Below are 21132 nucleotides of genomic sequence, written 5' to 3' on the forward strand. Positions count from 1 at the left end.
TGTCCGGTCACTGTCGACGCGCCGGGAACAACTCGGTGAGCACGTCGGTGGTCAAGTAGTCCAGCAACAGCTCCACGGTGGGACTGTTGAACAGCATCGTGCTGCCGATGCCGCGGCCGAGGAGTTCCTCCAGGCGTTGGCGGACGTCCATCAGGCCCAACGACGTCAGCCCCAGGTCGAAAAAGCTGTCGGTCAACGGCAGTTCGTCGTCCTCGTCCATCAGCAACGCCGCCTTGAACTCCGCCACGATCAGCGTTTCGAGTTCGGCGAGCCGTTCCGCCCTGGACAGCGACTGCAATTTTTCGAGCACCGCGGTCATCGCATCCGCCCCCTTCGGCTGGCGCTTCGAGTAAATCACCGCGACGTGACCCGGAGCTGACTAAGCGCTGACACCGCGAACGTGTCAGTTCGCTGTCAGGCGCGATTTGGGATCGTCGGGGTGGACCAGCCGGCGGATGGAGGAGGAGAGCGGTGCCCGACGCCCGCGAAGAGCTGCGGACCAGGGGTTACGCCCTGGTGCGCGAGGCCGAGTTGACGATCGACCCGGAACTGCGCCGCTTCGAGGCCGACCTGGCCAAGGAGTGGGAGAACCTGGAACTGGACCAGTACCTGAAGAACGGCGCGCGATTCCGCGAGCGGCGCTACGACCGCTTCCGCTACGTGCCGGCCACCGACTCGGTCCGGTTGCGCCCGCACCGGCCCTACTTCCAATCGGCCGACGTGAACGACTACGGCGGCGGCATCGACCGGTCGGTCGCGCCGCTGACCGCGTCCAGCGTGCAGAACCCGTTGTTGCAGGCGTTGATCCGGTGGAACTTCGCGCACTTCCCGGTGCGGCCGGAACAATTGCACCAGCCGTGGGACGTGCAGTGCCACCAGTTCCGCATCATCGGCCGGGCCGAGGAACTCGGCGAGCCGACGCCGGAGGGCCCGCACCGCGACGAGGTGCACTTCGGCGCCATCCACCTGATGTCCCGCACGAACGCGGCCGGCGGTTTCTCGCAGGTCTACACGAAGGACAAGGAGCTGGTCACCGAATTCCAGCTCCAGAATACGATGGACACGATGTTCTGGGCCGATGAGATGATCCTGCACGCGGTCACGCCGATCACCGTGGTGGACGACAGCACCCCGGCGGTCCGGGACGTGCTGATCATGGGCTACCGCTGCGACCCGACGCTGGGCGAGGACGACTGAAGCGCCCGCCGGCGCGGCCGGCGGGCGGTGCGACCGGACCGGCGACCCTGGGGGGCCGGTCCGGTCGGGCGTTCCGGGTCGGGGCCGCCGCTGCGGCGACGGCCCCTACGACCCGTCGGCGTCGGTCCCGGCGTCGGCCTGAGCCCCGGTCCCGGTCCCGGTCTCGTCTTCGGCTTCGGTGAGCAGGACTTCCAAGCGCGCCAACGCCTCGTCGGCGGCGCGGGCGACGTCCAGGTCGTCCGGCGCGGACCCGCACGCGGTGAACAACTCCACCACGCGCAGGCCTTGTTCGGCGATCCGCTGCTCCAGCATCGGCACCCCTTCGGTGGCGCGGTCGGACGGCGTCAGATGGCGTTGCACGCCCGGAAGACGTGCACCAGCGCGGGCAGGCTCGCCCCGTGCTGGAACGCCAGGTACTCGGGCAGCACGAGGCTCGGCGCCCACTTCTCCTTGTAGGCCAACTGGGTCCGCGCCGGGTAGATGTGCTCGCCGTGCTCCCACAGGTGGTTGATGAACCAGTGGAAGGCCTTGCTGTAACCGGGGAACTTCGGCGCGTCCAGGGACGTGAACGGGGTGAACCCGAAGTGCAGCCACTTCACGCCCTCCTCGCGGAAGGTGTCCAGGGCGGCCTTGTTGATCGCCTCCATCACGCCCGGCGGCGAGTCGGGCTGGCGGCGGCTCAGGTCGTGCATCCACCCCGGCTGCGGGCCGTACACCGGCGCGTAGGACACGTACCCGATGAGGTCGCCCGCGCGCTCGGCGACGAACAGCCGGCGCAGGTGCTGGTAGGGCCCGCCGGTCTGGCCGACCAGGAACTCCAGCGGCTTGACGTCCGGCCCCTTGGTGCCCAGCCACGCCTCGTCCAGCGCCCGCACCTGGTCCGCCCACTGCTCGTACGGGGCCTCGCGGACCTCCAGACCCGTGCGGATCGCGCGGGAGATCTTGTTGCGCAGGCGCATGAACTTCGTGCCCGCCAACGAGAAGGTGTCCAGGTCCACCGCGTAGGAGGCGCCCATCTGGTTGATGGTGAAACCCTCCGCCAGGTACGGGCCCGCGTCCGCGCCCTGCAGCTGCACGGCGACGATCTCCCGGCCCTGCTCGGCGGCCAGCGCGACGAACCCGCGCAGCAGCTCGCGCGCGGCCTCCGGCGGCGCGAACGGCCCGCCGAACTGCACCAGGTACCGGCCGACCGCCCGGTAGACGATCAGGCCGGGCACCCCGGGCGACCGGAAGTGCTCGTTGCCGGTGTTGAACGCGAAATAGGCGCTGGGATTGCCCGATCCGGCGTACCGCCGAATGGTGTCCACCACGTCCGATTCCACTGACAGATCTGTCATGACGGCATCCCAACTCGCCCGCGGCGGTCGTCGGCTCCTCCTCGTTTATCGCACGGTTTCCGCACCGGCCGCAAGGCCCGGCCGCGCGCGGTCAGCACGCCGTCAGCAAGCCCGGTCGCCCGCCGGGTCGAAGCAGGTCAGAACGGTGTCAGGGTCGGGTCAGCGCGGGGCTGCCAGGCTGGGTCGGCAAAGACGTGCGGCGCCTCGGCGCACCATTGCGTCGCCTATTCGGCCCTCTCGCGTGAAAGGCACGGCAATGCGTTCTCTGGAAACCGCTCGGGAGGCTTGCGAACGCTTCCACCCCGGACTGCTCGGCACTCTGGAGAGCCTGCCGATGACAGAGCGGGAGGCCGCCGACAGCCCGGTGGTCGAGATGTACCGGAAACACTCCGGACCCGGCCTGCTGGTGCCCGCGCAGTTCGGCGGCATGGCGGCCGGACCGCTGGAGGCGACCAGGGTGCAGCGCGGCTTGGCGTCGGCGTCCCCGTCCCTCGGCGTCGCCACGGTCATGCACCACTTCACCGTGGCGATGCTGTTCAGCCTCGCGCAGACCGCGGAACGGCTCACCGCGACGCAGTTCGCGCTGCTGTCCTCGGTGGCCGGCGACCGGCTGCTGCTGGCGTCGGGCTGGGCCGAGGGCCGCACCGACCAGAACATCCTGGCCCCGGCCGTCGTCGCGGAGCCGGTGGAGGACGGCTACCGGGTCAACGGCTCGAAGAAGCCGTGCAGCCTGTCGCAGTCGATGGACGTGCTCACCGCGAGCGTGAACCTCACCGACTCCGACGGCTGGTCGGGCCTGGCGCTGCTGCTGATCCGGGCCGACTCGCCCGGCATCGACGTCACCCCGTTCTGGACCACGCCGATCCTGGCCGCCGCGCAGAGCCACGAGGTCCGGATGACCGACGTGCACGTGCCGCGCGACCTGGTCATCCGCAGCACGCTGGAGGACCAGCAGAGCCTGGACGACCTCCAGCGGGCCGGGTTCACCTGGTTCGAGCTGCTCACGTCGGCGGCCTACGTCGGCGCGGCCTCCTCGCTGGTGGACACCGTGCTGGCGCGCAAGCGCGGCAGCGACAGCGACCGCGGCGCGCTCGCGGTGCGCATGGAGGCGGCCGTCGACCTGGTCGAGGGCGCGGCGCGCGCCCTGGAGGACGGCGTGACCGACGACGAGGCCGTGGCGAAGGTGCTGGTGGCCCGGTACGCGTCGCAGGACCTGCTCGCCGGCACCGTGGCGCAGGCCGTGGAGCTGCTGGGCGGCATCGCGTTCATCCGCCAGCCCGAGGTCGCCTACCTCGCTTCCGCGGTGCACGCGCTGGCGTTCCACCCGCCGTCGCGCGGCAGCGTCGCGGCGCAGCTGGCCGACTACTTCGCGGGCGGCCCGCTGCACCTGTCCTGATCACCGCAGACCACCACGAGGTCGTGGAAGGACGCAACCATGGACATCAAGAACCCCTACGAGTCGCCGACCACCTTCGCCCTGCACCGGGCGGAGTACCTGGTGGCGTTCGCCATCACGATCGTGCTGATGATCGTGCACTTCACCGAGATCAACTGGATCGCGGCGATCGGCCTGTTCCTCTACATCGACGTGTTCGGCTACATCCCCGGCGCGATCGCGTACCGGCGCAGCAAGGACGGCCGCATCCCCAAGTTCTACTACGTCCTCTACAACACCATGCACAGCTTCATCACGTGCGGTGTCGTGGTGGGCCTGTGGATGCTGATCTTCGGCCCGGAGTGGGCGCTGCTGGCCGTCGCGTTCCACGTCTTCGGCGACCGCGGCGTGTTCGGCAACTTCCTCAAGCCGTTCGGCCTGCCGTTCGAGCCGGAGGACAGCCCCCGCTACCAGCAACTGGTGGACCTCATGCGGCGCCGGTCGCAGTCCGACCGGGTGCCCGCGCCGGTGGAGGACGACGTCACCGCCGTGCCGGCCCAGGCCGCCCACTGATCCACCCGACCGCGCCCGCACCGGGCCGGCACGACGAGCGCGGGTCGACGGGTTTGCGCCCGTCGGCCCGTGTCGCGTGCGGGCGGTCTCCCGCACCGCACCCACCACCGCGAAAGGAAGACATGACCATCGACGTACCGGTCGAGGCCGATTGGGACCGCGCGCCCAACCTGCTCGACGGCGCCCAGGAGCTCACGATGTCGGCCGAGCAGTGCGACCTCGCGTACTGGCTGACCGCCGTGGCGCAGGGCACCCTGCGCGGTCGCGCCGAGCGCGGCCACGCGACCACCACGCCGGACTACATGCGCGAGCCCGGTCCCCTGCGCGAGGCGCTGGTGCTCGAACTGGGCAACCGCTCCATCGCCGAGGCGCGGGCGGTGCGGGTGCTGTCGAACTACGTCATCGCCGCGCCGGGGATCGCCGAGCTGGAGTTCTTCACCACCCAGGTGGTCGACGAGGCCCGGCACGCGATGATCTTCCGGCGGCACCTGCTCGAACTCGGCGTGCCCGAGGACAAGCTGCACCCGCTGATCGAGGAGCAGGGCGCGGACTACACCGAGCGCGTGCTCAACCCCATCGCCGACTTCGCCACTCAGGTGGTGCGCGACGAGGGCGACTTCATCGGCGCGGTGGCGGTGTTCACCATCGTCATCGAGGGCGTCCTGGCGCCCGCCGCCGAGCTGAGCGAGCGCAAGTGGACGCTGCTGGACCCGGCCGCCGCGGAGATCGCGCGCGGCGCGTCGATCGACGAGATCCGCCACCTCGCGGTGGGCAGCGACATCGTCCGCAAGCACCTGCTCCAGCACCCCGAGTACCGGCCGCGGCTGATCGAGCTGGTGCGGCGCGGCAAGGCGCTGTGGGACGAACTGCCCGTGGACGAGTTCGTGCTGCACCGGGAGGAGCTGTTCCAGGAGGGGATGGCCGCCCACGCCGACCTGCTGCGCGACTACGAGGTGTTCCCCGGCCGCAAGCTGCTGGAGACCACGCCGCGGGAGCGCTACGACCTGGCCGAGCAGTGGACCGACGACATGGCCGAGGTGCGCCTGCCGTACATGGGCGTGCCGGAGGCGGTCGAGCTGATCCGCACCACGCCGAAGCGCTGAGGCAACCGGGAAGGGCCACGAGCCGCGCGGCTCGTGGCTCTTCCCGTCTCTCCGGCGCCGCACGACGCGAAGGGTCCGGCCCGCGGCTGTTCCCTTGCCGCGGGCCGGACCGTGGAACGGGGGTGCTCGCGTCAGGCCCTGGCCGTGACGCGGGCGTAGGACAGGCGCTCGTCGAGGTGGCGGGCCGAGGAGTTCACCCGCCACAGCGCGCCGCGGGCGATGCCGCGGCGCATGTACTCCGACGTCGCGGCCGGCAGCACCACGTTGTGGAACCAGCCGGCGGCGTGCTGGGAGTCGATGGTGACGTGCAACCGGTGGTAGGTGATGCCGACCTCGGGCAGCCCCAGCCGCTCCCACGCCCGGATGACGTTGAGGAAGCGGTCCGGCACCAGCCACTCGGTCATGCCGAGGTAGCCCACGGCCTCCGGGTAGAAGTTGCGGTAGCGGCACAGCAGCACGGCGAGGTTGCCCGAGAGCAGGTCGCTGCCGGTGAGCAGGTGCTCGACCTCGTCGCCGCGGACGTCGAACACCTCGTAGATCTTGTTGAACAGGTGCGTGTGGACCTCGGCCGGGTCGCCGTTGCCCATCTCGTCCCAGAAGTTGTTCGCGATCTCCATCTTCGCCTGGCCGGACGTGCCGACCTGCATCATGGCGAGGAAGTCGTCGAACCGGCCGTCGACCAGGGACTCCTGGATCACGTAGGTCCGCAGGTCGTCCTGCCCGGCGGACTCGTTGATGAACTCGGTGTAGTAGGGGTGCTTGAACGCGCGGTGGCCGCGCACGATGCCCTTGAGCCAGGACAGGTACTCCCGGGGCTCGGTGGGCGCGGACTCCAGGAAGCCCGGCTCGATCCACCGGTCCTCCGAGGCGATGGTGGCGACCTCAAGGGACCGGGTGACCTCGTGCAGCACCCGCGACCCCTCGGCCGTGGGCGCCTCGGGGATCTGCATGATCGTCTGGTAGATGCGCGAGAGCAGCAGCTGTTGCAGGTAGTACGCGTCGTCGTCCCCGGACTCGGCGTCGCCGTTGAGCCGGTCGACCGCCGCCACCACGCGGGCCTGTTCGGGCGCGAACTTCGCGTCCACCTCGTCCGCCGGACGCGTGAGCCAGGAGGTCACCTCGTCGACGACCGCCCGGTGGTCGACCGGGTCGTCGACCGCCACGTCGGGAGTATCGATGCTGGGCACCGCGGCTCCGTTTCTGTAGTTGTGACCGGATCGGATGGGGCACGACCGGCCGCGCCGCCCGTGCCGTGTGTGCGGAGAGGGCAGGATTCGAACCTGCGTGGGCGTGAACCCGTCCGGTTTCCCGGACCCCATTGGGCCGCTTTGGGTACCTCTCCCGACTTGCCGGGCGAAAGGTGGCGGAGAGGGCAGGATTCGAACCTGCGTGGGTGTTAACCCGTCCGGTTTCCCGGACCCCGTTCGGCCGCTTCGGGTACCTCTCCCGACTTCGCTTCCGCTACGTCGTGTTCCCTTTCGCTGTCACCACCTTACGACAGGGGTTCTGACGCGTTCCTGATCTGGCGCTGAGCCGGGCCGGCGCGACTCGCATCAGCGTGGAATCAGCGCCTTCTGGGATGCTCGGGAGCGAGCGTCCGATTCGAAGGAGAAGAAGTTGAGCGACGAGTCACGCAAGATTGCGGTCCAGCGGCTGTACCACGACGAGTCCGGTGAGTCGCACTTCGTGGACGAGATGCTGGAGGTGGTCGCGCAGGACTTCGCGCCGCCCGCGCCGCCGTTCTACGTCTCCGCCGGCGTGCCCGCGAAGCAGGCCGTCTACCTGTTCCTCCCGGCCGGTTACGTGGGCGACTTCCACCCCGCCCCGCGCCGCCAGCTCATGACCCTGATCAGCGGCGACCTGGAGTCGCGGGTGAGCGACGGCGAATCGCGCCGGTTCGTCCCGGGCAACACGATGCTGGTCGAGGACACCGAGGGCAAGGGCCACTGGACCAAGGCGCACACCGACTGCACGATGATCGTCTCCCAACTGGAGTGACCCGTTCCCACCACACTCCTCGGCGCTCGCGTCCGATGGCCCCGGCTGTCGGCAGCGAGTGCCTTGGCGTTTCCGCCGGGGAATTACCGCCGAGGCTTTCGACAATGGTCAGGACCCGGTCAGCGCCACTGCCTATCGTGTAGTTCGTGACCAATATCGAACGAGCGCCACTCGACCTCGCCTATCGGCAGGCAGTGGACTACCTGACCGGGTTGCGGGAACGGCCGGTGGGCGCCACGGCTGGTCTCGAAGAACTCGTGGAACTGCTCGGCGGCCCGATGCCGGAGAACTCGCTGCCGGCGAACGACACCATCGCGTTGTTGGGCGAGGCCGTGGAGCGCGGCGGAATTCCGTCGGCGTCCGGTCCGCGGTACTTCGGCTACGTCACCGGCGGCACGCTGCCGGTCGCCATCGCGGCCGACTGGCTGGTCGCGGCGTGGGACCAGACCGCCGGCCTCTACAACCTCTCCCCCGCCGTCATGGTCGCCGAGGACGTCGCCGGCGACTGGCTGGTGGACCTGTTCGGGCTGCCGGCGGGCACGTCCGTGGGGTTCCCGACCGGCTGCACGATGGCCCACCTGACCGCGTTGGCCGCGGCCCGCAACCACCTGCTCGGGCAGCGCGGCTGGGACGTGGAGAAGCACGGCCTGCGCGAAGCCCCGGAGATCGAGGTGATCGCCGGCGCGCAGCACCACATGACCATCGACCTGGCCCTGCGCTACCTCGGGTTCGGCTCGGGCGTGGTGCGCAACGTGCCGGTGGACGACAAGGGCCGGATGCGCCCGGACGAGCTGGCGCGCGTGCTGGCCGACTGCAAGTCGCCGCCGATCGTGTGCGTGCAGATCGGCGACGTGAACTCCGGCGCGATCGACCCGGTGGGCGAGATCTGCGACCTGGCCCACCGGTACGGGGCGTGGGTGCACGTGGACGGCGCGTTCGGGCTGTGGGCGGCGGCGAGCCCGTCGCTGCGCCCGTTGGTCGAGGGCGTGGAGCGGGCCGACTCGTGGGCGTGCGACGCGCACAAGTGGCTCAACGTCCCTTATGACTGCGGGATCGTGTTCGTGACCCGGCCGGAGGCGCACCGGGCGGCGATGCTCAACGAGCGCGCCGGCTACCTGCCCGCCCAGCGGCCGGGCGAGCGCGACGCGATCGAGTGGGTGCCGGACTTCTCCCGCCGCGCGCGCAGCCTGCCGGTCTGGGCGGCGCTGCGCACGCTGGGCAAGTCCGGCGTCGCGGAGCTCGTGGACCGCTGTTGCGCGCTGACCCGCCGGTTCGCCGAGCAGCTCGGCGAGATCGAGGGCGTGGAGCTGCTCAACGACGTGGTGCTCAACCAGGTGATGGTGCGGTTCGGCGACGACGACGCGGTGACCCGGGACGTGATCGCCCGCGTGCAGGCCAGCGGCGAGTGCTGGTTCGGCGGCACGGTCTGGTACGGCCGGGCGGCGATGCGCGTGTCCGTGGTGTCGTGGCGGACAACCGAGGACGACGTCGACCGCTCGGTGAAGGTGATCAGGGCGGCGGTCGCCGAGCGCATCGGGTGACGCGGGGACGTCCGCGCCACCCACCGGTTCGGCGGGTGGCGCGGACGTCTCCGGCGTGCGGCGGGTTCAGCCGGCCGCGCGTGCGGGCATCGCGGGCTGGACCAGGTCCAGGCGGCGTCGGGCGTGGTCGGTGGTGCGGGCCACCCGGAGGAAGTCCTCCACGAGGATCGGGTCGTGCGCCAGGATCGCGCGCTCGTAGCGCTGCAGGGCCGGCGTGGGTTCGATGCCGAGGTTGTCGGCGAGGACGCGGCGGAACTTGCGGTAGACGTCCAGCGCGTCGATCTGCCTGCCGGAGCGGTAGAGCGCGACCATGAGCAGGAGGCAGAGCTGCTCCTGGGACGAGTTCTGGGCGAACAGCTCGGTGAGCTCGGGCAGCACCTTCGCGCTGTGCCCGCTGCTGATCTCTAATTCGTAGAGCAGGCTCAGCGCCGAGATCCGGGACTCGGCGAACTTCGCGGCGGCCGTCTGGCAGAGCAGCCCGCCGGTCAGGCCGCCGAACACCGGTCCCCGCCACTGCGCGAGCGACGCGCGGACCTCGGCGGCGCAGGCGGACGGGTCGGCGACCAGCCCGGCGTCCACCCTGGCGCGGATCGCGTCGATGGTGTCGACGAAAACGCAGGCGTCCAATTCGGACCGGTCGACGCGCAGCACATAGCCCGACGGGCTGGTGGTCAGCCGCGGTTCGGACTGGTCGGCCTCCAGCCGGGCCAGGCTGCGCCGCAAGCGGCTCACCTGCGCGTGCAACGCGTTGGCGACCTTGGCCGGCGGGGTGGTGCCCCACAGTTCTTCCATGAGCACGTCGACGGTCAACAACGTGCCGCCGGACATCAGCAACGCGACCAGCAGCGTCTGCTGCATCGCCCCGCTGAGCCGGATAACCTGGCCTTGATGACGGATCTCAATGGATCCGAGAACCGAGAATTGCACGACTGATCCCCCAGACGGCGAAGAAAACCCATCGTGAACGACTCCACAAGGTGGGCCGACGCGGCGGCGGAGCCATCAGGCAGCCGGGTCCACCGGCCGTCGGGCGGGGGACGAACTCGTCGTCCAGCCACCTCGCGCGCGGGCGGTCCCACCATTTTCGATTTCGGCGGGGAACTTCGGCCCCCACACTTGACACGTTCCACGGAGTAGGCCCTGACCAGGCCTGACATGGCGCTACGTGACGCCCACCACGGCGTCGACGATGCGGACCGAACCGGGTGCGGTGCGGTTCCGCCGGGGGCGGGGCGCGGTGGCCGAACTCGGGACCGACAACGGTCGCAAGTGCCGGCGAAGGCCGCGGGACGGCGTGCGCCGAACGTTATCGCCACCTGGACGGGAGGTTTCCGACATCTGCACCCCAGCCAATTTCAATGAATTGGACCGAACGTTCCGCAAACATTGATCAAAAGTAGTCGAGGGCGATACCTCTGTCAACGAGCCATCTGGCCCAGTCACGACGGATAACCGGCCCCGTCCGCCGGACCAGCTTCTTCAAACGTGCGCACAGGGCGTCAGGAAGCATTGCGAAACGCTTTCGTTCAGCAAACAAAAAAGATTACCGACCGTCACGCCGACGGCATGATCACAATGATCGGCAGCGGGTCGAAGAAGGCCGCGACGGCCCGACAGCGCGTCGAAAGTCTCAGGACAGGGTGCGCGCGACGCTCTTCGGCACGCACATGCGCCAAGCGTCCACAACCAACTCTTCGAGTTCGTCGACAGTCAACTCCGCCAGCGTCGCGCACACCCAGTTGAACCGCATGTCCGAACGCGACGGAGCGTGGAACCGGTGCGGTGCGGACGCGATGAGCGCTTCCCGTTCCTCCTTCGGGAACGCGAAGCCCATCGTCTCCTCGTCCGGGGACAGGTTCAGGTAGACCAGCCGGCCGACGCGGAACCGGACCTGGTCGCGCACCACGTACTCCTCGGTGCGCGGCAGGGAACGCGCGACGCGCCGCACGTCGTCGGCCGTGGCCCGCGTGCGCGGGGGCGTCCACCCGCGGGTGAACACGAGGTAGCAGTACTCGTCGAGCACTTTGGCCAGCGACCGCCCGGGCCGCCCCAGCCCGTCGAGCAGCTCGCTTTCGGACACACCGGCCTCGGCCAGCAGGCGCGCCGCCCAGCCCCGCGTCACCCGGAGGTGGGCGCGGTAGGCCGCACCGTCGCGGCCGCCGTGGAGCCGTTGCGCGATCAGGTTGTCCCACGGCGGCAGACTGTTGGGCCGCAACGCGAACAGCAACTTCGACGCCGCGGTGGGCCCGAGTGTCCGAACGCCACGCCCGCTTCGCGCCGCCGCCGTGGCGGACAACGCCGCGAACGCGTCACCCACCCGTTCCACGACGTCGTCGGTCAGGTCCGCCAGCCGCACCCCCGGCCCGGGCAGCGAGTCCCGCCAGACTTCCCACCATCGGGCCAACCCGTCATCCAACACCCGCGGCTCGCCGGCACGCGGCACCCGGATGCGACACCCCCAGGCGTTGAGCCACACATGCACGGCATCACGATGCGCCGCCACCCCGAGGTCGATCACCCCGCCGGTCGCGGCACTCAACACACCCCACGACCGCTCCGGCTGCCCGTCCCCACCGAACAAGGCGACAGCAGCCCTCAACGAGGCAACATCCGGCTCCACACACAAACCTTAGGCCCACGCCGACCCCACCGTCCGCACTTCCACCCCCACACCCCCAGACGTACAGTCCGCCGACATGACCCCCGACACGCCCTCCCCTCCCCCTTCACGGACGCCGCGGGACAAAGCGATAGCCGCAACCCTGGTAGCCCTACAACTAGCCCTGCTACTGGTCCTGGCCTTCCCGCAGCCCGCGTGGACTCCCCCGCCCCTGCTCCGCTGGACGGGCATCCTCCTGATCACAGCGGGCCTACTGACGATGATCGCGACGGCGGCAACCCTCCGCCGAGGCCTGACCCCGTCCCCACTCCCGAACGCCCACGCGAAGCTACGCACGACCGGCCCGTACAGATACGTCCGCCACCCGATGTACACGGGCCTGTTAGCCACCGCCCTGGGCTGGACCCTGACCACCCCCAGCCCGCTCCGAGCCGGCACCCTACTAGCCCTAACCGCCCTACTGACCACGAAGGCCCGCTGGGAAGAAACCCACCTGACCAAACACTTCCCGGCCTACAAGCCCTACACCCACCAAGTCCCCCGCCTACTCCCCACCCTCACCCCCCACCGCCCAACCCCACCCAACAAACCCAGATGACAACGCAAACCCCCTCGCGCCCCACCCCGACGCGCCCGTGAATAGCAAGATCCCCTCTGGTCATGGTGGCCAGAGGGGATCTTCGCGGTGTGGGCGATACAGGGATCGAACCTGTGACCTCTTCGGTGTGAATGAAGCCAAACAACACCTCTACCAGCGCAAACACAAATCATCGCACGAAAGGCGTGAGCGCACGGAGCCGTTCAATGCGACTCAACGCCGTTGAACGCGTTCCATGGCTCCTAATTTGCTCCCACAATCCGCTCCCACGTGCTCCTCAAGGTAGCGAATCACCGTCCGATGCCCGATGGGGAACCTCCGCAGGAGGGCCCGTGCGGCTCGATCCGGCTGTGTCGCTTGCGGTGGCCGGCGTACTGGTCGTGGCAGTAGGCCCGGTCGGCATACAGCCGGTCGGGCCTACGGCGCGGCCGTCCCGCCCGTGTGAGGAGGGGTGGGACGGCGTCGAGCAGTGGCAGCAGTTGGGTGACGTCATTGCGGTTGGCACCAGTCAGCGCCACCGCTAAGGGCATGCCGTCGCCGGGTACCGGAACCGCCGCTCGACCTTCGGCAGCAGCGGCTCGATCAGCTCCCACAGCTCGCCCTCGACCTCCCACGGCCGACGCCGGGCCACACCAGCCTAACCAACCTACCGCCGGACAACACCTCACCCGACAAGACCGAAGATTAGCCTTCCTGAAGCGCCCCTGCGCCGTCAGAGGCGCTCACGCCAATCATCCACCGAGCACGGGCCGTGGAGACCTGCAGCGTCGTCCAGGCAGGTCAACCATGCTGAGCCGTCATGCCTTGCGCGACCTTCTCAACCTGCACCGCGAGCAGTCGCATGCGGCCGCCGACGGCATGGTCGAGCGTGGTGAAGTCGCGCCAGGCCATCCGGTAATGGCCGGTCAGGGCGATGGGTTTCTCGCGTCCTGCCGTTGTCCCGGCACCGGCCTGTGCCGACCAGGCCCGCTCGCCATCGAGGGTGGCGCCGTCGTGGATTCGGAAGGCGTCGGCGGCGGTGGCGCGGAAGGTGGCCAGCGGACGCCAGTCCAGGTCGTCGTTGCTCCACAGCAACACCAGGCCGTCGCAGCCGGGTCGGGCTGAAGATGATGTCGTAGTCCAACGCGGTCCACTCGCCGTCGGGCTCGCACACGCTGAGGTCGAAGCTCTCGATCTCGGGGCTGCTTGCGGTCGTGGCCTCGTGCAGGGCTCGCTGTGCCACGTGCGCCTTGCTGCGGAAAGACGGGCGTCAAGCCGGGTCGCCATGATGAGGCGGTCGAGGTTGACCTCCTCAACGGTGTCGAAGTCCATCACGGCGACGTTCTGGATGCCGGCCTGCGCCAAGCGGATGGCGACATCGAGCCCGACGGTGCCGCCGCCGACAACGAGAATTCTGAGTCGCGCCAGGTCCCGCTGGACGGACTCGCCCCAGGCCGAGACAGTCCGCACCTGAGACCTGGTGGGGACCGGGGTAGGTCGGACGGCGTCGTTCCAATGGACGCGGAACCCACGGCCGACGACGCGGACACTCTCCGCGTGGAGGTGCCTCTGTTCGGCATCCCATGTCCTTGCCAACCAGGTCCGGTCGCCAGCTAGCTTCATACCGACGAGTGGCTGCCCGGTGATGGTCTCCGCGACGCGGGCGTGGGAGTGGTCGGTGATGTCTTCACGAACGCGGCGTTTGGGATCACGCGAACAAGGCTCCAGGCGTACGCGATGCTCATGATCGCCTTTACAGTCAGTGGCAAGCCGTATAGCCGCCGCACGCTCAGCATGCTCTTCGACCGAACCCACATAACGCTTCGGGTTCAGTAGTTCGGACTGCAACCTTGGCGGTCTTCCCGTAGAACTGCTGGCGACGATGCGGCTGGCGATGCCGGGGTTGAACTCGCGTCGGGCGGTCCTTCCAAGGCGACGTCTGCCTCAAGCTGGGCTGGGTCGGAGCAGCTCTTCGGGGAGTGCCGCTGGTCAAGGCTGCCTCACTTCGGGGGTTCGAGGGCTGTTGCCTACACCCCCTACACCGCCAACCCCCCTTCACCACCGAAGTCCCCACCGACTACGCCCGAAACGCCCACTGGGTCCACCCCCACCTTGGTAGCCGAAGTCCAATTCCGCACCTGGACCCCAGAAGGCCGCCTTCGCCACCCCACCTGGCGAGGCCTCCGCCCCGACAAGTCCCCCACCGATATCGTGTCGGACGACTCGAAGACACAGAGCACCGATCGGGGCTGAGGTGCTCCGCTCGCACCCTCGCCACCGATCGGTGATGTGCTCGACCGCCTCGGCGGCGCTCGGTCGCGTCCCGGTGACCACCTACTGGCAATGACTTGTCGTACCAATCGGCACTGCCACACGGGCATGGTTGTGGTGCCCCGGGCCATCGACCGGACGAGGAGTGCCCACCATGCCCTCTGAGGCCCACCTTCGCTACGGCCGAGCACTGCCCGCCGGGGAGTGGCGTTTCCACCGTTTCCACACGCAGGAAACAGTGCAGATCAGGGCACCTATTGAAAGGGACACGATTTGTCGACAGGAAACCACTTCCGGCGCAGCCGCCACGCATCGATGATTGCTGCACCCGAAGGCTCCGCCACCGACGAACGATCAGCCACATTGTCCGCGGAGCCGGCTCCTGCTGAACCGAAAGGAAACGACCGTGCACACCCACGAAATCCTCATTGCCCTCGGAACCCTCCTGTCGATGTTGAGCCGATGACGAAACTCCGGCCTGCGGCGCGGATGCCGCAGGCCGGCTCCCCACCCACTCGAAGAGGACCTGGAGAACGTGACTGAATTCAGCACAGAATTGCGCCGACGGCGCGAGGCACGCGAAATGACGTTGACCCGGTTGGCCAAGGCGATCAACATCAGCAAAGGTCATCTGAGCAAGATCGAAACCGGGCACCGAGGCATCACCGCGTCGATCGCACGGCGCTGCGACGAAGTACTGGAGGCGCACGGCGAGTTGGTCGAACTTGCGATCGCCTCGGCCGCGAAAGGTGCTCCAGCCACTGCGAACGGGTCCGGGATACCCGCTCCCCCGATGGTGTTCGTCGGACGCGAGCGTGAATTGTCGGTCGTCGCATCGACGTTGAGCCTGGCGAACCGGGCGCAACGACCATGCGTGATCAGCGGCTTGGCGGGCGTGGGGAAGACCGCCCTCGCACTCACCGCTGTGCGTGCCGTGACGACGCAATTCGCGTTGCGCACGCTCTACGTCGACATGCGGGGCCACACACCCGGTTCCGACCCGGTGACCCCTGGGGAAGCGGCGTACCGCCTCATGCGCCAACTCGATGTCCAGCCCGAGCAGATCCCTGCGGAAGCCGATGACCGCACGATCGCACTTCGGGCCTTGCTGCGCGCAAGTCGCGCGCTGGTGTTATTGGACAACGTCGCCTCGGCGGCCCAAGCGCGTCCGTTGCTGGTCGAGAGCGCGAATTGCCGCTTCGTCGTGACGAGCCGGAACCGGTTGGCAGCCCTCGACGAGGCGCTGCACGTGGGGTTGGGAACCCTGTCGCGGGCCGCTGCCTCCGAACTCTTCCGGACCCTTGTCGACGACGGTGAAGCGAGTGCGGTTGTCGACGAGATCGTGGAACGGTGCGGCATGCTCCCGTTGACCGTGCGCGTGGCGGCTGCGCGTTGTGCCACCGGCAACTGGACGCCGGAACGGTACCTGGAGCGGCTCTCGCGCGAGTCGACGGTCTTACCGGCGCTGAACGACGGCGAACGCGATGTCACCGCCGCACTCCGCGTGTCGTTCGAGGAATTGCCGGCGGCGCACGGCCAAGCGTTGGCGCTGCTCGCGTGCCACCCGTCCGGCCCGATCACCACCGAGGCAGCCGAGGCCCTCATCGGACTGGGTACCGCCAGGGTGGATCAAGTACTCGACCAACTCCACGACGTCAACCTCGTGACGAGGTCCTTCCAGGGTGACGTGACCATGCACGACCTCGTGCGCGACTTCGCCCTGCACGAAGCGCTCCCGGCGGTCGCCGAAGCCGACCGCGAAGCCGCCCGGCTCCGGTTGGCGGCTCACGTCATGGGGCTCGTCGCCGCAGCGGATCAACTGCTCGACCCGCACAAGTTCCGCCCTCATGTCAGCCTTCCCCCGCCTGTCAGGCTGCCGTTCGCCAACGCCGACCAGGCATTGGCGTGGTTGAGAACGTCCTGGGCGACGTTGGCCGACATCGTCCGCTCGGTGGAGGGACAACCGCCGTGCTGGCAGCTCGCGATCCTGCTGCGGCCGTTCTTCTTCAGGGAGAAGCTCTTCGAGCCCTGGACGGCCACACATGAGGCCGCGCTGCGCACCGCTCGCCTCCTGTCCGACGACAACGCCTGTGGCATGGTGCTCAACAGCCTTGGGATGGCGCACGTGGAACGAGGTGCCTTGGCCGAAGCCCTCGACTGCCACACCGCGGCCGAAACGGCGTACAACTCGGCCGGCAATTCGCCGGGCGCCCTCGACGCGTTGTCCAGCGCCGCTTGGGTTCGGCTCTACCAGGGATCACCGGGCGATACCGTGCGCGACCTCGGCATCGCACTGGACGGGTACCGGAGGTCGGGGAGGACGCGCAACGAGATGATCGCGCTGCGGGGGCTCGCACTGGCCTCGGCCGCGCTCGACGACCACGATACCGCCCTCGAGTTCGCCTGCGAAGCTCACAGCCTCGCGCAGTTGCCGCTGGACGTGGTCATGTGCCTCAACTGCCTGGCGTGGGTCTGTTTCCGCGCGGGGCGGCTGGAGGAGGCCGGCCACCTCTACCGGCAGGCGGCGCACCGAGCGCAACTGGCGAACACGCCCTACGAGCACACGCGTGCCCTCGTCGGCTTGGGCAACACCGCCGCCCACCGCGGCTCACCTGCGGAGGCCGTTCGGCTGTGGCGGGAAGCCGACGAGTCGAAGCTGCCGGTGAACCCGCTGGTCGTGGGAGAAGGGGACGCGCGGGCTCGACTGGAACCCGTGATCGGGACGCACGGGAGTTGACCGGCATGGGGCCGCCGACGTTACGGACGTCGGCGGCCCGTCGCGTTGGTTCGGACGTGGTCGACGCTTCAGCCCGATCTGGCACGGCGAACCACCTCCTCGAGTTGCAGCGGTCCAGCCGGGTGGTGGGTCAGGCACAGCGGAGTCCTGACCCTCCGAAAGCCGAACGACTCCCCCGACACGTAGAACTGGGCGCGCTCCAACCGCGAGATGTCGGCCACCGAACTGCCCTTCGCCCTCGCGAGGTCAACGGCCGCGGCGATCTGCGCCGGACTGTTGAGACGACCGAAGAACTGTGTCATCGCGTTTCCGACGACTTGGTTGTGCAAGCCCTTTGGAGCCTGCGTCGCGAACAGGAGACCCAAGCCGTACTTGCGAGCCTGGGAGGCGAGCACGATCGTGCTGCGGGTGCTGGCGCCGAACACTCCAGACGCCGCGAAACCCTGGGCCTCGTCCATGACGTAAAGCCCGCCGAGAGGGCGATCCACCGCGGGATTTCGCTTCGCCCACGCGAACAACTCCATCTGGAGCTGGTTGACGAAGTTCTGCCGCTGCGCGTCCGATTGCAGACCGACGAAGCTGATGACCGATACCCGCGCGCGCTTGCCACGACTCGGTGTGAGCAGGACGCCGGGGTCGACGGGATCTCCGCGACCACCCAGCAACGGGTCGTTGACCATCGCGGCCTTGAGCACCTCGGCCAAGTCCGCGGCGATGCGCCGACCGTCGTTGAAAGTGGTGACCCCGTCAGGCAGATTACCCAACAGAGCGATGAGCCCAGGTAGGCGCCGGTCCTCGCTGCGGGCGTAGTGGACCACCGCTTGGCGCAGCACCGCCAGGCCGATGTTCGCCTTGGCGGTGCTGCCGGTGAGGCGCAGCTGTGGAGCGAGCGTCGCCAGGGCGACCTCCACGGCCGTGCCGAATTCGTCGTCGTCATCCCTGACGCTCGCGAAGTCGGGCAGTGGCTGGAACGACAGCGGACGGCCGTTGGCGCGGCCCGGTGTCCAGACGACCACATCGGTTTCGGTCAGGTACTCCTGCGCGAGCCGCGCGTCGTCGGGCCCCCACCCCTCTGGCGGAGTGGGCCAGGGATCCCCGAGCCGAGCCAGGTCGTTGTTCGGGTCCAGCACGATCGCCGACACCCCGCGCAGCGCGCACTCCTCCACGATCCGCCTGAGCAGCACGGTCTTGCCCGACCCGGAACCGGCGAACACGGCGGTGTGCTTCCGGAGGTCCTCGAGGTGTACCCGGACGGGCTCCCCGGTGCCCGTGGAGACCCCGAGCGTGATCGCGCTGTCGTCCGGCGGAGGGTGTGTGCCACCCGAACGGGGCTCCGCCGCGGCGGCCGGCAGGACCGCCGACAGCAGCTGGGACCGGCTGGCGGGACGCCTCGCGACCAGCCACTCGTGCAGTTCTGCGCCACCGTTGACGAACATCCGGTCGAGTGCCCAGAACGTGCGCGCGTCAGCCTCCGAGAGCTTGATCCGCTTGCCGCCCGCCGCCTCGAACGCCTTCAACTCGGCTTGGGTCTTGGGTCCTTTGGACCAAGAGGCGTTGCGGATGACGATCAAGTGGCGGTTTTCGGCGCCCTGCCGCAGTCCCGCCGCAGACCTGGCCTTGCGGAACCGGTGGAGGGCGGAGTTCGCGTTCTTGACCGAGATCACCCGGAACGCCCAGTGCTCCTCCAGGTCGGAGGCCTCGTCGAGGGTGCGGGTGAGCCAAGCGTGCAATTCACCGCCGTCGTTCTGGTTCTCGCACGCCCATTCCATGTTGTCGTCGCCGACCTCGGTGATCCAGCCGCGCAGCGCGGCGGACAATAGGTGCGGCATCACCTGGTCCTCGCTGTCGACGTCGAGCAGGACCGCGGGATCGGCCAGGGAACGCAACTCCTGGAACCGGGTGTCGAACTCGGTGAACCGGTCCGCCTTCGGCGCGGGCCGCGGCGTACCGGGGTGAACGGACTCGCGCTCGTCGAACGAAGTCAACTCGCGCACCTGTTCGGTGCGCACGCACAGGTCTATGTGGGCGCCGATACGCTTGAGCAGACCGCGCGGGGTGTTCTCCTCCCAGCCCGGGCCGAATGCCGACGGCGCGACCGGCCAGGTCGGGTACGGCGGCGTGAAACCCATCACCTTGTACGCCACGCCGAGCCGCTTCTCGACGAAGGCTCGTGCCAGTTCCGGATCGGTGATCCGCCCCAGGGTCAACGACTCCCGGAACCGGTCGGGGACCGTGTCCGACGCCTTGTGCTTGATCTGGTCCCAGGTACCAGGCAAGCACGTCAACACCGTGACGGTACGACGGGTCACCTCGCGCAGGCGCATCAGGCCGTCGGCGATCTGCGCCACGAGCAGGTCGTCAGCGCTCGCCCGCCCGAGGTCCTTGGTCTGCAGGACGGACCGGGCGATCAGGGTGTCGAGTTGGTCGACGCCGATGACGATCGGTCCGGTCGAGGCGAGCAGCCGGGTGATCTCGCGCGCCCGGGTGAGGGAAGACTTGGGGGCGGACCGAATACCCCACTTGCGCCGTTCGCCGCCCCTCGACTCGTCAAACCCACCGAGGTAGTAGTCGCCGATGTAGCTGGTCGTCGGGTTCGCGCTGGCGGACAGCACGAGTGCTCGTGCGGTGTCACCGCATTCCATCACCAACTGCTGGTCGATCGAGCGCAGCGCCACGATGAACGCGTCGAGGTGCTTCCTGGTCAGGCCCTTCCCCGTGGTGATGGCGCGGGTCACCTCCGGAGCCGTGCCGGCGCGCGCGCAGGCCCTCCGCAGGAAGCTCGTCAACTGCGCGTCGCCCGACACGTCCGGCCGGGACAGACCCCTGCGCAGGGCTTCGACGGTGTTCTCCCAGAACGCGTCGCCCGCGGTGATGTCGTTGAGGAAGAAGTAGCCCCCGGCTCGGTGCACGCGTTGACGCACCAGACCGAGCAGGTGCGTCTTGCCGATCCCCTTTTGCCCTTGCAGCACCAAGCCGATCGGGCTGGGCCCCTCACTCGCCTCGGCGTCGCGGATGCCGACCTCCGCGGCGGCCATGGCGTCCGCGTGCATGCCGTCGACGTGGTAGGGCGACTCCCGCCACACGTGGTCGGGTGTGTCCGCCCAGTCCAGGCGCAAGTTCGCGAGCACGGACAAGTGGTCCATCACGAAGCCTCGATCGAGATCAGGTGGTTGTCCTCACCGCCGATGCGGATGGCCGCCTCGTGGTCGGCGGGCGTGAGCGCCTTGCGGTTGGACTCGGGCACCAGGTGGGCCTGCCCCGTGCGGCTCAGCTCCTTCAGCACGGCGTCGACCTCCGCCACGGGGATGTCGCCGAGCATGGGCCGCAGCTCGACCAAGCCGACCCAGTCACGCGGTGCCCGCGCCAACCCGCGGTAGACCGTGATGATCCGGTGCTGGATCTCTTCGGAGGTCAGATCCCCCTCGTGGGCGCCGAACACATCGGTCAGGTGGAGACCGTTGTGCCGCAGGTACTGCCCGAGCGTGTCGAGCAGTACGTACAGCGGCCTGACGAGCCTGCTCCGCGCTGCCGGCGGTGGCGGGGTTTTCGCTCGCAACTCTTGAGCGCACCACTCTAGTCCGCGTGCGGTGAGCTTGTGGACGAAGAGGCTGCCTTCCTTGTGGCTGTCGACGAATTGCAGGGAGTTTAGCTCGATCCGTTCCTGGCCGCTGAGCCTGAACCCGACGTGATCCTCCAACTCCTTGTTAGACACCGCCCGGCCGAGCACCATCAAGGCCAGCATCGCGGCAGTCTGCGTGTGCCCCAAACGATCGGTCATGCGACGTCCTTCCGGACCGTGGTGT

Annotated in this window: 18 protein-coding genes, 3 tRNA genes and 2 pseudogenes; 9 read left to right on the top strand and 14 right to left on the bottom strand. The window is 68.8% G+C overall.

Annotated features, from left to right (window positions below):
• Positions 1 to 7 precede the first annotated feature (7 nt).
• Complete coding sequence (locus AB0A74_RS02625) at positions 8 to 319, bottom strand: acyl carrier protein (protein WP_343931778.1); 312 nt, start codon at positions 317 to 319, stop codon at positions 8 to 10.
• Between the two features lie 152 nt (positions 320 to 471).
• Between AB0A74_RS02625 and AB0A74_RS02630 the strand changes: the two genes are divergently transcribed.
• On the top strand, positions 472 to 1197 hold the full coding sequence (locus AB0A74_RS02630; protein ID WP_358247144.1) for a 2OG-Fe dioxygenase family protein: 726 nt from the start codon (positions 472 to 474) through the stop codon (positions 1195 to 1197).
• A gap of 105 nt (positions 1198 to 1302) precedes the next feature.
• On the opposite strand, the gene AB0A74_RS02635 is transcribed toward AB0A74_RS02630, so the two are convergent.
• Complete coding sequence (locus AB0A74_RS02635; protein WP_358247145.1) at positions 1303 to 1557, bottom strand: hypothetical protein; 255 nt, start codon at positions 1555 to 1557, stop codon at positions 1303 to 1305.
• Entirely contained in the window at positions 1542 to 2534 is a 993-nt protein-coding gene (locus AB0A74_RS02640) for a DUF2156 domain-containing protein (RefSeq protein ID WP_358247146.1), read from the bottom strand. Before AB0A74_RS02640 ends, AB0A74_RS02635 begins: the two co-directional genes overlap by 16 nt.
• Before the next feature lie 334 nt (positions 2535 to 2868).
• On the opposite strand from AB0A74_RS02640, the gene AB0A74_RS02645 reads away from it, so the two are divergent.
• The 3 genes from AB0A74_RS02645 (at position 2869) to AB0A74_RS02655 (ending at position 5585) form a co-directional block, all read left to right on the top strand.
• Positions 2869 to 3930 (top strand): acyl-CoA dehydrogenase family protein, encoded by a 1062-nt coding sequence (locus AB0A74_RS02645; RefSeq protein ID WP_358247147.1) that lies wholly within the window; start codon positions 2869 to 2871, stop codon positions 3928 to 3930.
• Between the two features lie 39 nt (positions 3931 to 3969).
• Positions 3970 to 4482, top strand: a complete 513-nt coding sequence (locus AB0A74_RS02650) for a hypothetical protein (protein WP_343931773.1) — start codon at positions 3970 to 3972, stop codon at positions 4480 to 4482.
• 122 nt (positions 4483 to 4604) lie between these two features.
• Positions 4605 to 5585: a VlmB-like protein gene (locus AB0A74_RS02655; RefSeq protein ID WP_358247149.1), complete on the top strand. Its 981-nt coding sequence runs from the start codon at positions 4605 to 4607 to the stop codon at positions 5583 to 5585.
• Positions 5586 to 5716: 131 nt separating this feature from the next.
• Here AB0A74_RS02655 and AB0A74_RS02660 read toward each other — a convergent pair whose 3' ends face one another.
• From AB0A74_RS02660 to AB0A74_RS02670, 3 genes are all read right to left on the bottom strand, one after another.
• Positions 5717 to 6772 (bottom strand): iron-containing redox enzyme family protein, encoded by a 1056-nt coding sequence (locus tag AB0A74_RS02660; protein ID WP_358247150.1) that lies wholly within the window; start codon positions 6770 to 6772, stop codon positions 5717 to 5719.
• Positions 6773 to 6844: 72 nt separating this feature from the next.
• A tRNA-OTHER gene (locus AB0A74_RS02665) sits at positions 6845 to 6927 on the bottom strand.
• Between the two features lie 19 nt (positions 6928 to 6946).
• Positions 6947 to 7032 (bottom strand) — tRNA-OTHER (locus AB0A74_RS02670).
• Between the two features lie 170 nt (positions 7033 to 7202).
• Between AB0A74_RS02670 and AB0A74_RS02675 the strand changes: the two genes are divergently transcribed.
• Positions 7203 to 7583, top strand: a complete 381-nt coding sequence (locus AB0A74_RS02675; protein WP_343931770.1) for a hypothetical protein — start codon at positions 7203 to 7205, stop codon at positions 7581 to 7583.
• Between the two features lie 146 nt (positions 7584 to 7729).
• Positions 7730 to 9124, top strand: a complete 1395-nt coding sequence (locus AB0A74_RS02680) for an aminotransferase class V-fold PLP-dependent enzyme (RefSeq protein WP_358247151.1) — start codon at positions 7730 to 7732, stop codon at positions 9122 to 9124.
• Positions 9125 to 9190: 66 nt separating this feature from the next.
• Here the strand turns inward: AB0A74_RS02680 and AB0A74_RS02685 are convergent, their stop codons facing one another.
• Both AB0A74_RS02685 and AB0A74_RS02690 read right to left on the bottom strand, forming a co-directional pair.
• Positions 9191 to 9982, bottom strand: coding sequence for an AfsR/SARP family transcriptional regulator (locus AB0A74_RS02685; protein WP_343931768.1), 792 nt, complete (start codon positions 9980 to 9982; stop codon positions 9191 to 9193).
• Between the two features lie 772 nt (positions 9983 to 10754).
• Positions 10755 to 11663 carry an MmcQ/YjbR family DNA-binding protein gene (locus tag AB0A74_RS02690; RefSeq protein WP_358247152.1) on the bottom strand — a complete coding sequence of 303 codons (909 nt, stop codon included), beginning with the start codon at positions 11661 to 11663 and terminating at the stop codon, positions 10755 to 10757.
• Between the two features lie 157 nt (positions 11664 to 11820).
• On the opposite strand from AB0A74_RS02690, the gene AB0A74_RS02695 reads away from it, so the two are divergent.
• A complete protein-coding gene (locus AB0A74_RS02695) occupies positions 11821 to 12342 on the top strand; it encodes an isoprenylcysteine carboxylmethyltransferase family protein (protein ID WP_358247153.1) in 522 nt (173 codons plus the stop codon).
• Between the two features lie 90 nt (positions 12343 to 12432).
• Here the strand turns inward: AB0A74_RS02695 and AB0A74_RS02700 are convergent.
• The 4 genes and pseudogenes from AB0A74_RS02700 to AB0A74_RS02715 all read right to left on the bottom strand — a co-directional run.
• A tRNA-Ser gene (locus tag AB0A74_RS02700) sits at positions 12433 to 12520 on the bottom strand.
• 208 nt (positions 12521 to 12728) lie between these two features.
• Positions 12729 to 12878, bottom strand: a pseudogene (locus AB0A74_RS02705) (transposase); the annotation flags it as partial.
• Between the two features lie 244 nt (positions 12879 to 13122).
• Complete coding sequence (locus AB0A74_RS02710; RefSeq protein WP_358247272.1) at positions 13123 to 13419, bottom strand: hypothetical protein; 297 nt, start codon at positions 13417 to 13419, stop codon at positions 13123 to 13125.
• A gap of 183 nt (positions 13420 to 13602) precedes the next feature.
• Positions 13603 to 13944, bottom strand: a pseudogene (locus AB0A74_RS02715) (ThiF family adenylyltransferase); the annotation flags it as partial.
• Positions 13945 to 14433: 489 nt separating this feature from the next.
• Between AB0A74_RS02715 and AB0A74_RS02720 the strand changes: the two are divergent.
• Complete coding sequence (locus AB0A74_RS02720; RefSeq protein WP_358247154.1) at positions 14434 to 14574, top strand: hypothetical protein; 141 nt, start codon at positions 14434 to 14436, stop codon at positions 14572 to 14574.
• A gap of 553 nt (positions 14575 to 15127) precedes the next feature.
• The gene (locus AB0A74_RS02725) at positions 15128 to 17329 is read left to right on the top strand and encodes a helix-turn-helix domain-containing protein (protein ID WP_358247155.1); all 2202 of its coding nucleotides are present in this window, start codon (positions 15128 to 15130) and stop codon (positions 17327 to 17329) included.
• A 68-nt stretch (positions 17330 to 17397) separates the two neighbouring features.
• Here the strand turns inward: AB0A74_RS02725 and AB0A74_RS02730 are convergent, their stop codons facing one another.
• Entirely contained in the window at positions 17398 to 20472 is a 3075-nt protein-coding gene (locus AB0A74_RS02730) for a DUF87 domain-containing protein (RefSeq protein WP_358247156.1), read from the bottom strand.
• Positions 20472 to 21107 carry a hypothetical protein gene (locus tag AB0A74_RS02735; RefSeq protein WP_358247157.1) on the bottom strand — a complete coding sequence of 212 codons (636 nt, stop codon included), beginning with the start codon at positions 21105 to 21107 and terminating at the stop codon, positions 20472 to 20474. Before AB0A74_RS02735 ends, AB0A74_RS02730 begins: the two co-directional genes overlap by 1 nt.
• Positions 21108 to 21132: the final 25 nt, after the last annotated feature.

The sequence above is a fragment of the Saccharothrix sp. NPDC042600 genome, from assembly GCF_040647305.1.
GTDB classification, from domain to species: domain Bacteria; phylum Actinomycetota; class Actinomycetes; order Mycobacteriales; family Pseudonocardiaceae; genus Actinosynnema; species Actinosynnema mutabilis.

Excerpts from the sequence above, each read along its gene's own strand:
- AB0A74_RS02625 (WP_343931778.1), bottom strand. The coding sequence starts at position 319 with ATGACCGCGGTGCTCGAAAAATTGCAGTCGCTGTCCAGGGCGGAACGG.
- AB0A74_RS02640 (WP_358247146.1), bottom strand. The coding sequence starts at position 2,534 with ATGACAGATCTGTCAGTGGAATCGGACGTGGTGGACACCATTCGGCGG.
- AB0A74_RS02645 (WP_358247147.1), top strand. The coding sequence starts at position 2,869 with ATGACAGAGCGGGAGGCCGCCGACAGCCCGGTGGTCGAGATGTACCGG.
- AB0A74_RS02650 (WP_343931773.1), top strand. The coding sequence starts at position 3,970 with ATGGACATCAAGAACCCCTACGAGTCGCCGACCACCTTCGCCCTGCAC.
- AB0A74_RS02655 (WP_358247149.1), top strand. The coding sequence starts at position 4,605 with ATGACCATCGACGTACCGGTCGAGGCCGATTGGGACCGCGCGCCCAAC.
- AB0A74_RS02685 (WP_343931768.1), bottom strand. The coding sequence starts at position 9,982 with ATGCAGCAGACGCTGCTGGTCGCGTTGCTGATGTCCGGCGGCACGTTG.
- AB0A74_RS02695 (WP_358247153.1), top strand. The coding sequence starts at position 11,821 with ATGACCCCCGACACGCCCTCCCCTCCCCCTTCACGGACGCCGCGGGAC.
- AB0A74_RS02730 (WP_358247156.1), bottom strand. The coding sequence starts at position 20,472 with ATGGACCACTTGTCCGTGCTCGCGAACTTGCGCCTGGACTGGGCGGAC.
- AB0A74_RS02735 (WP_358247157.1), bottom strand. The coding sequence starts at position 21,107 with ATGACCGATCGTTTGGGGCACACGCAGACTGCCGCGATGCTGGCCTTG.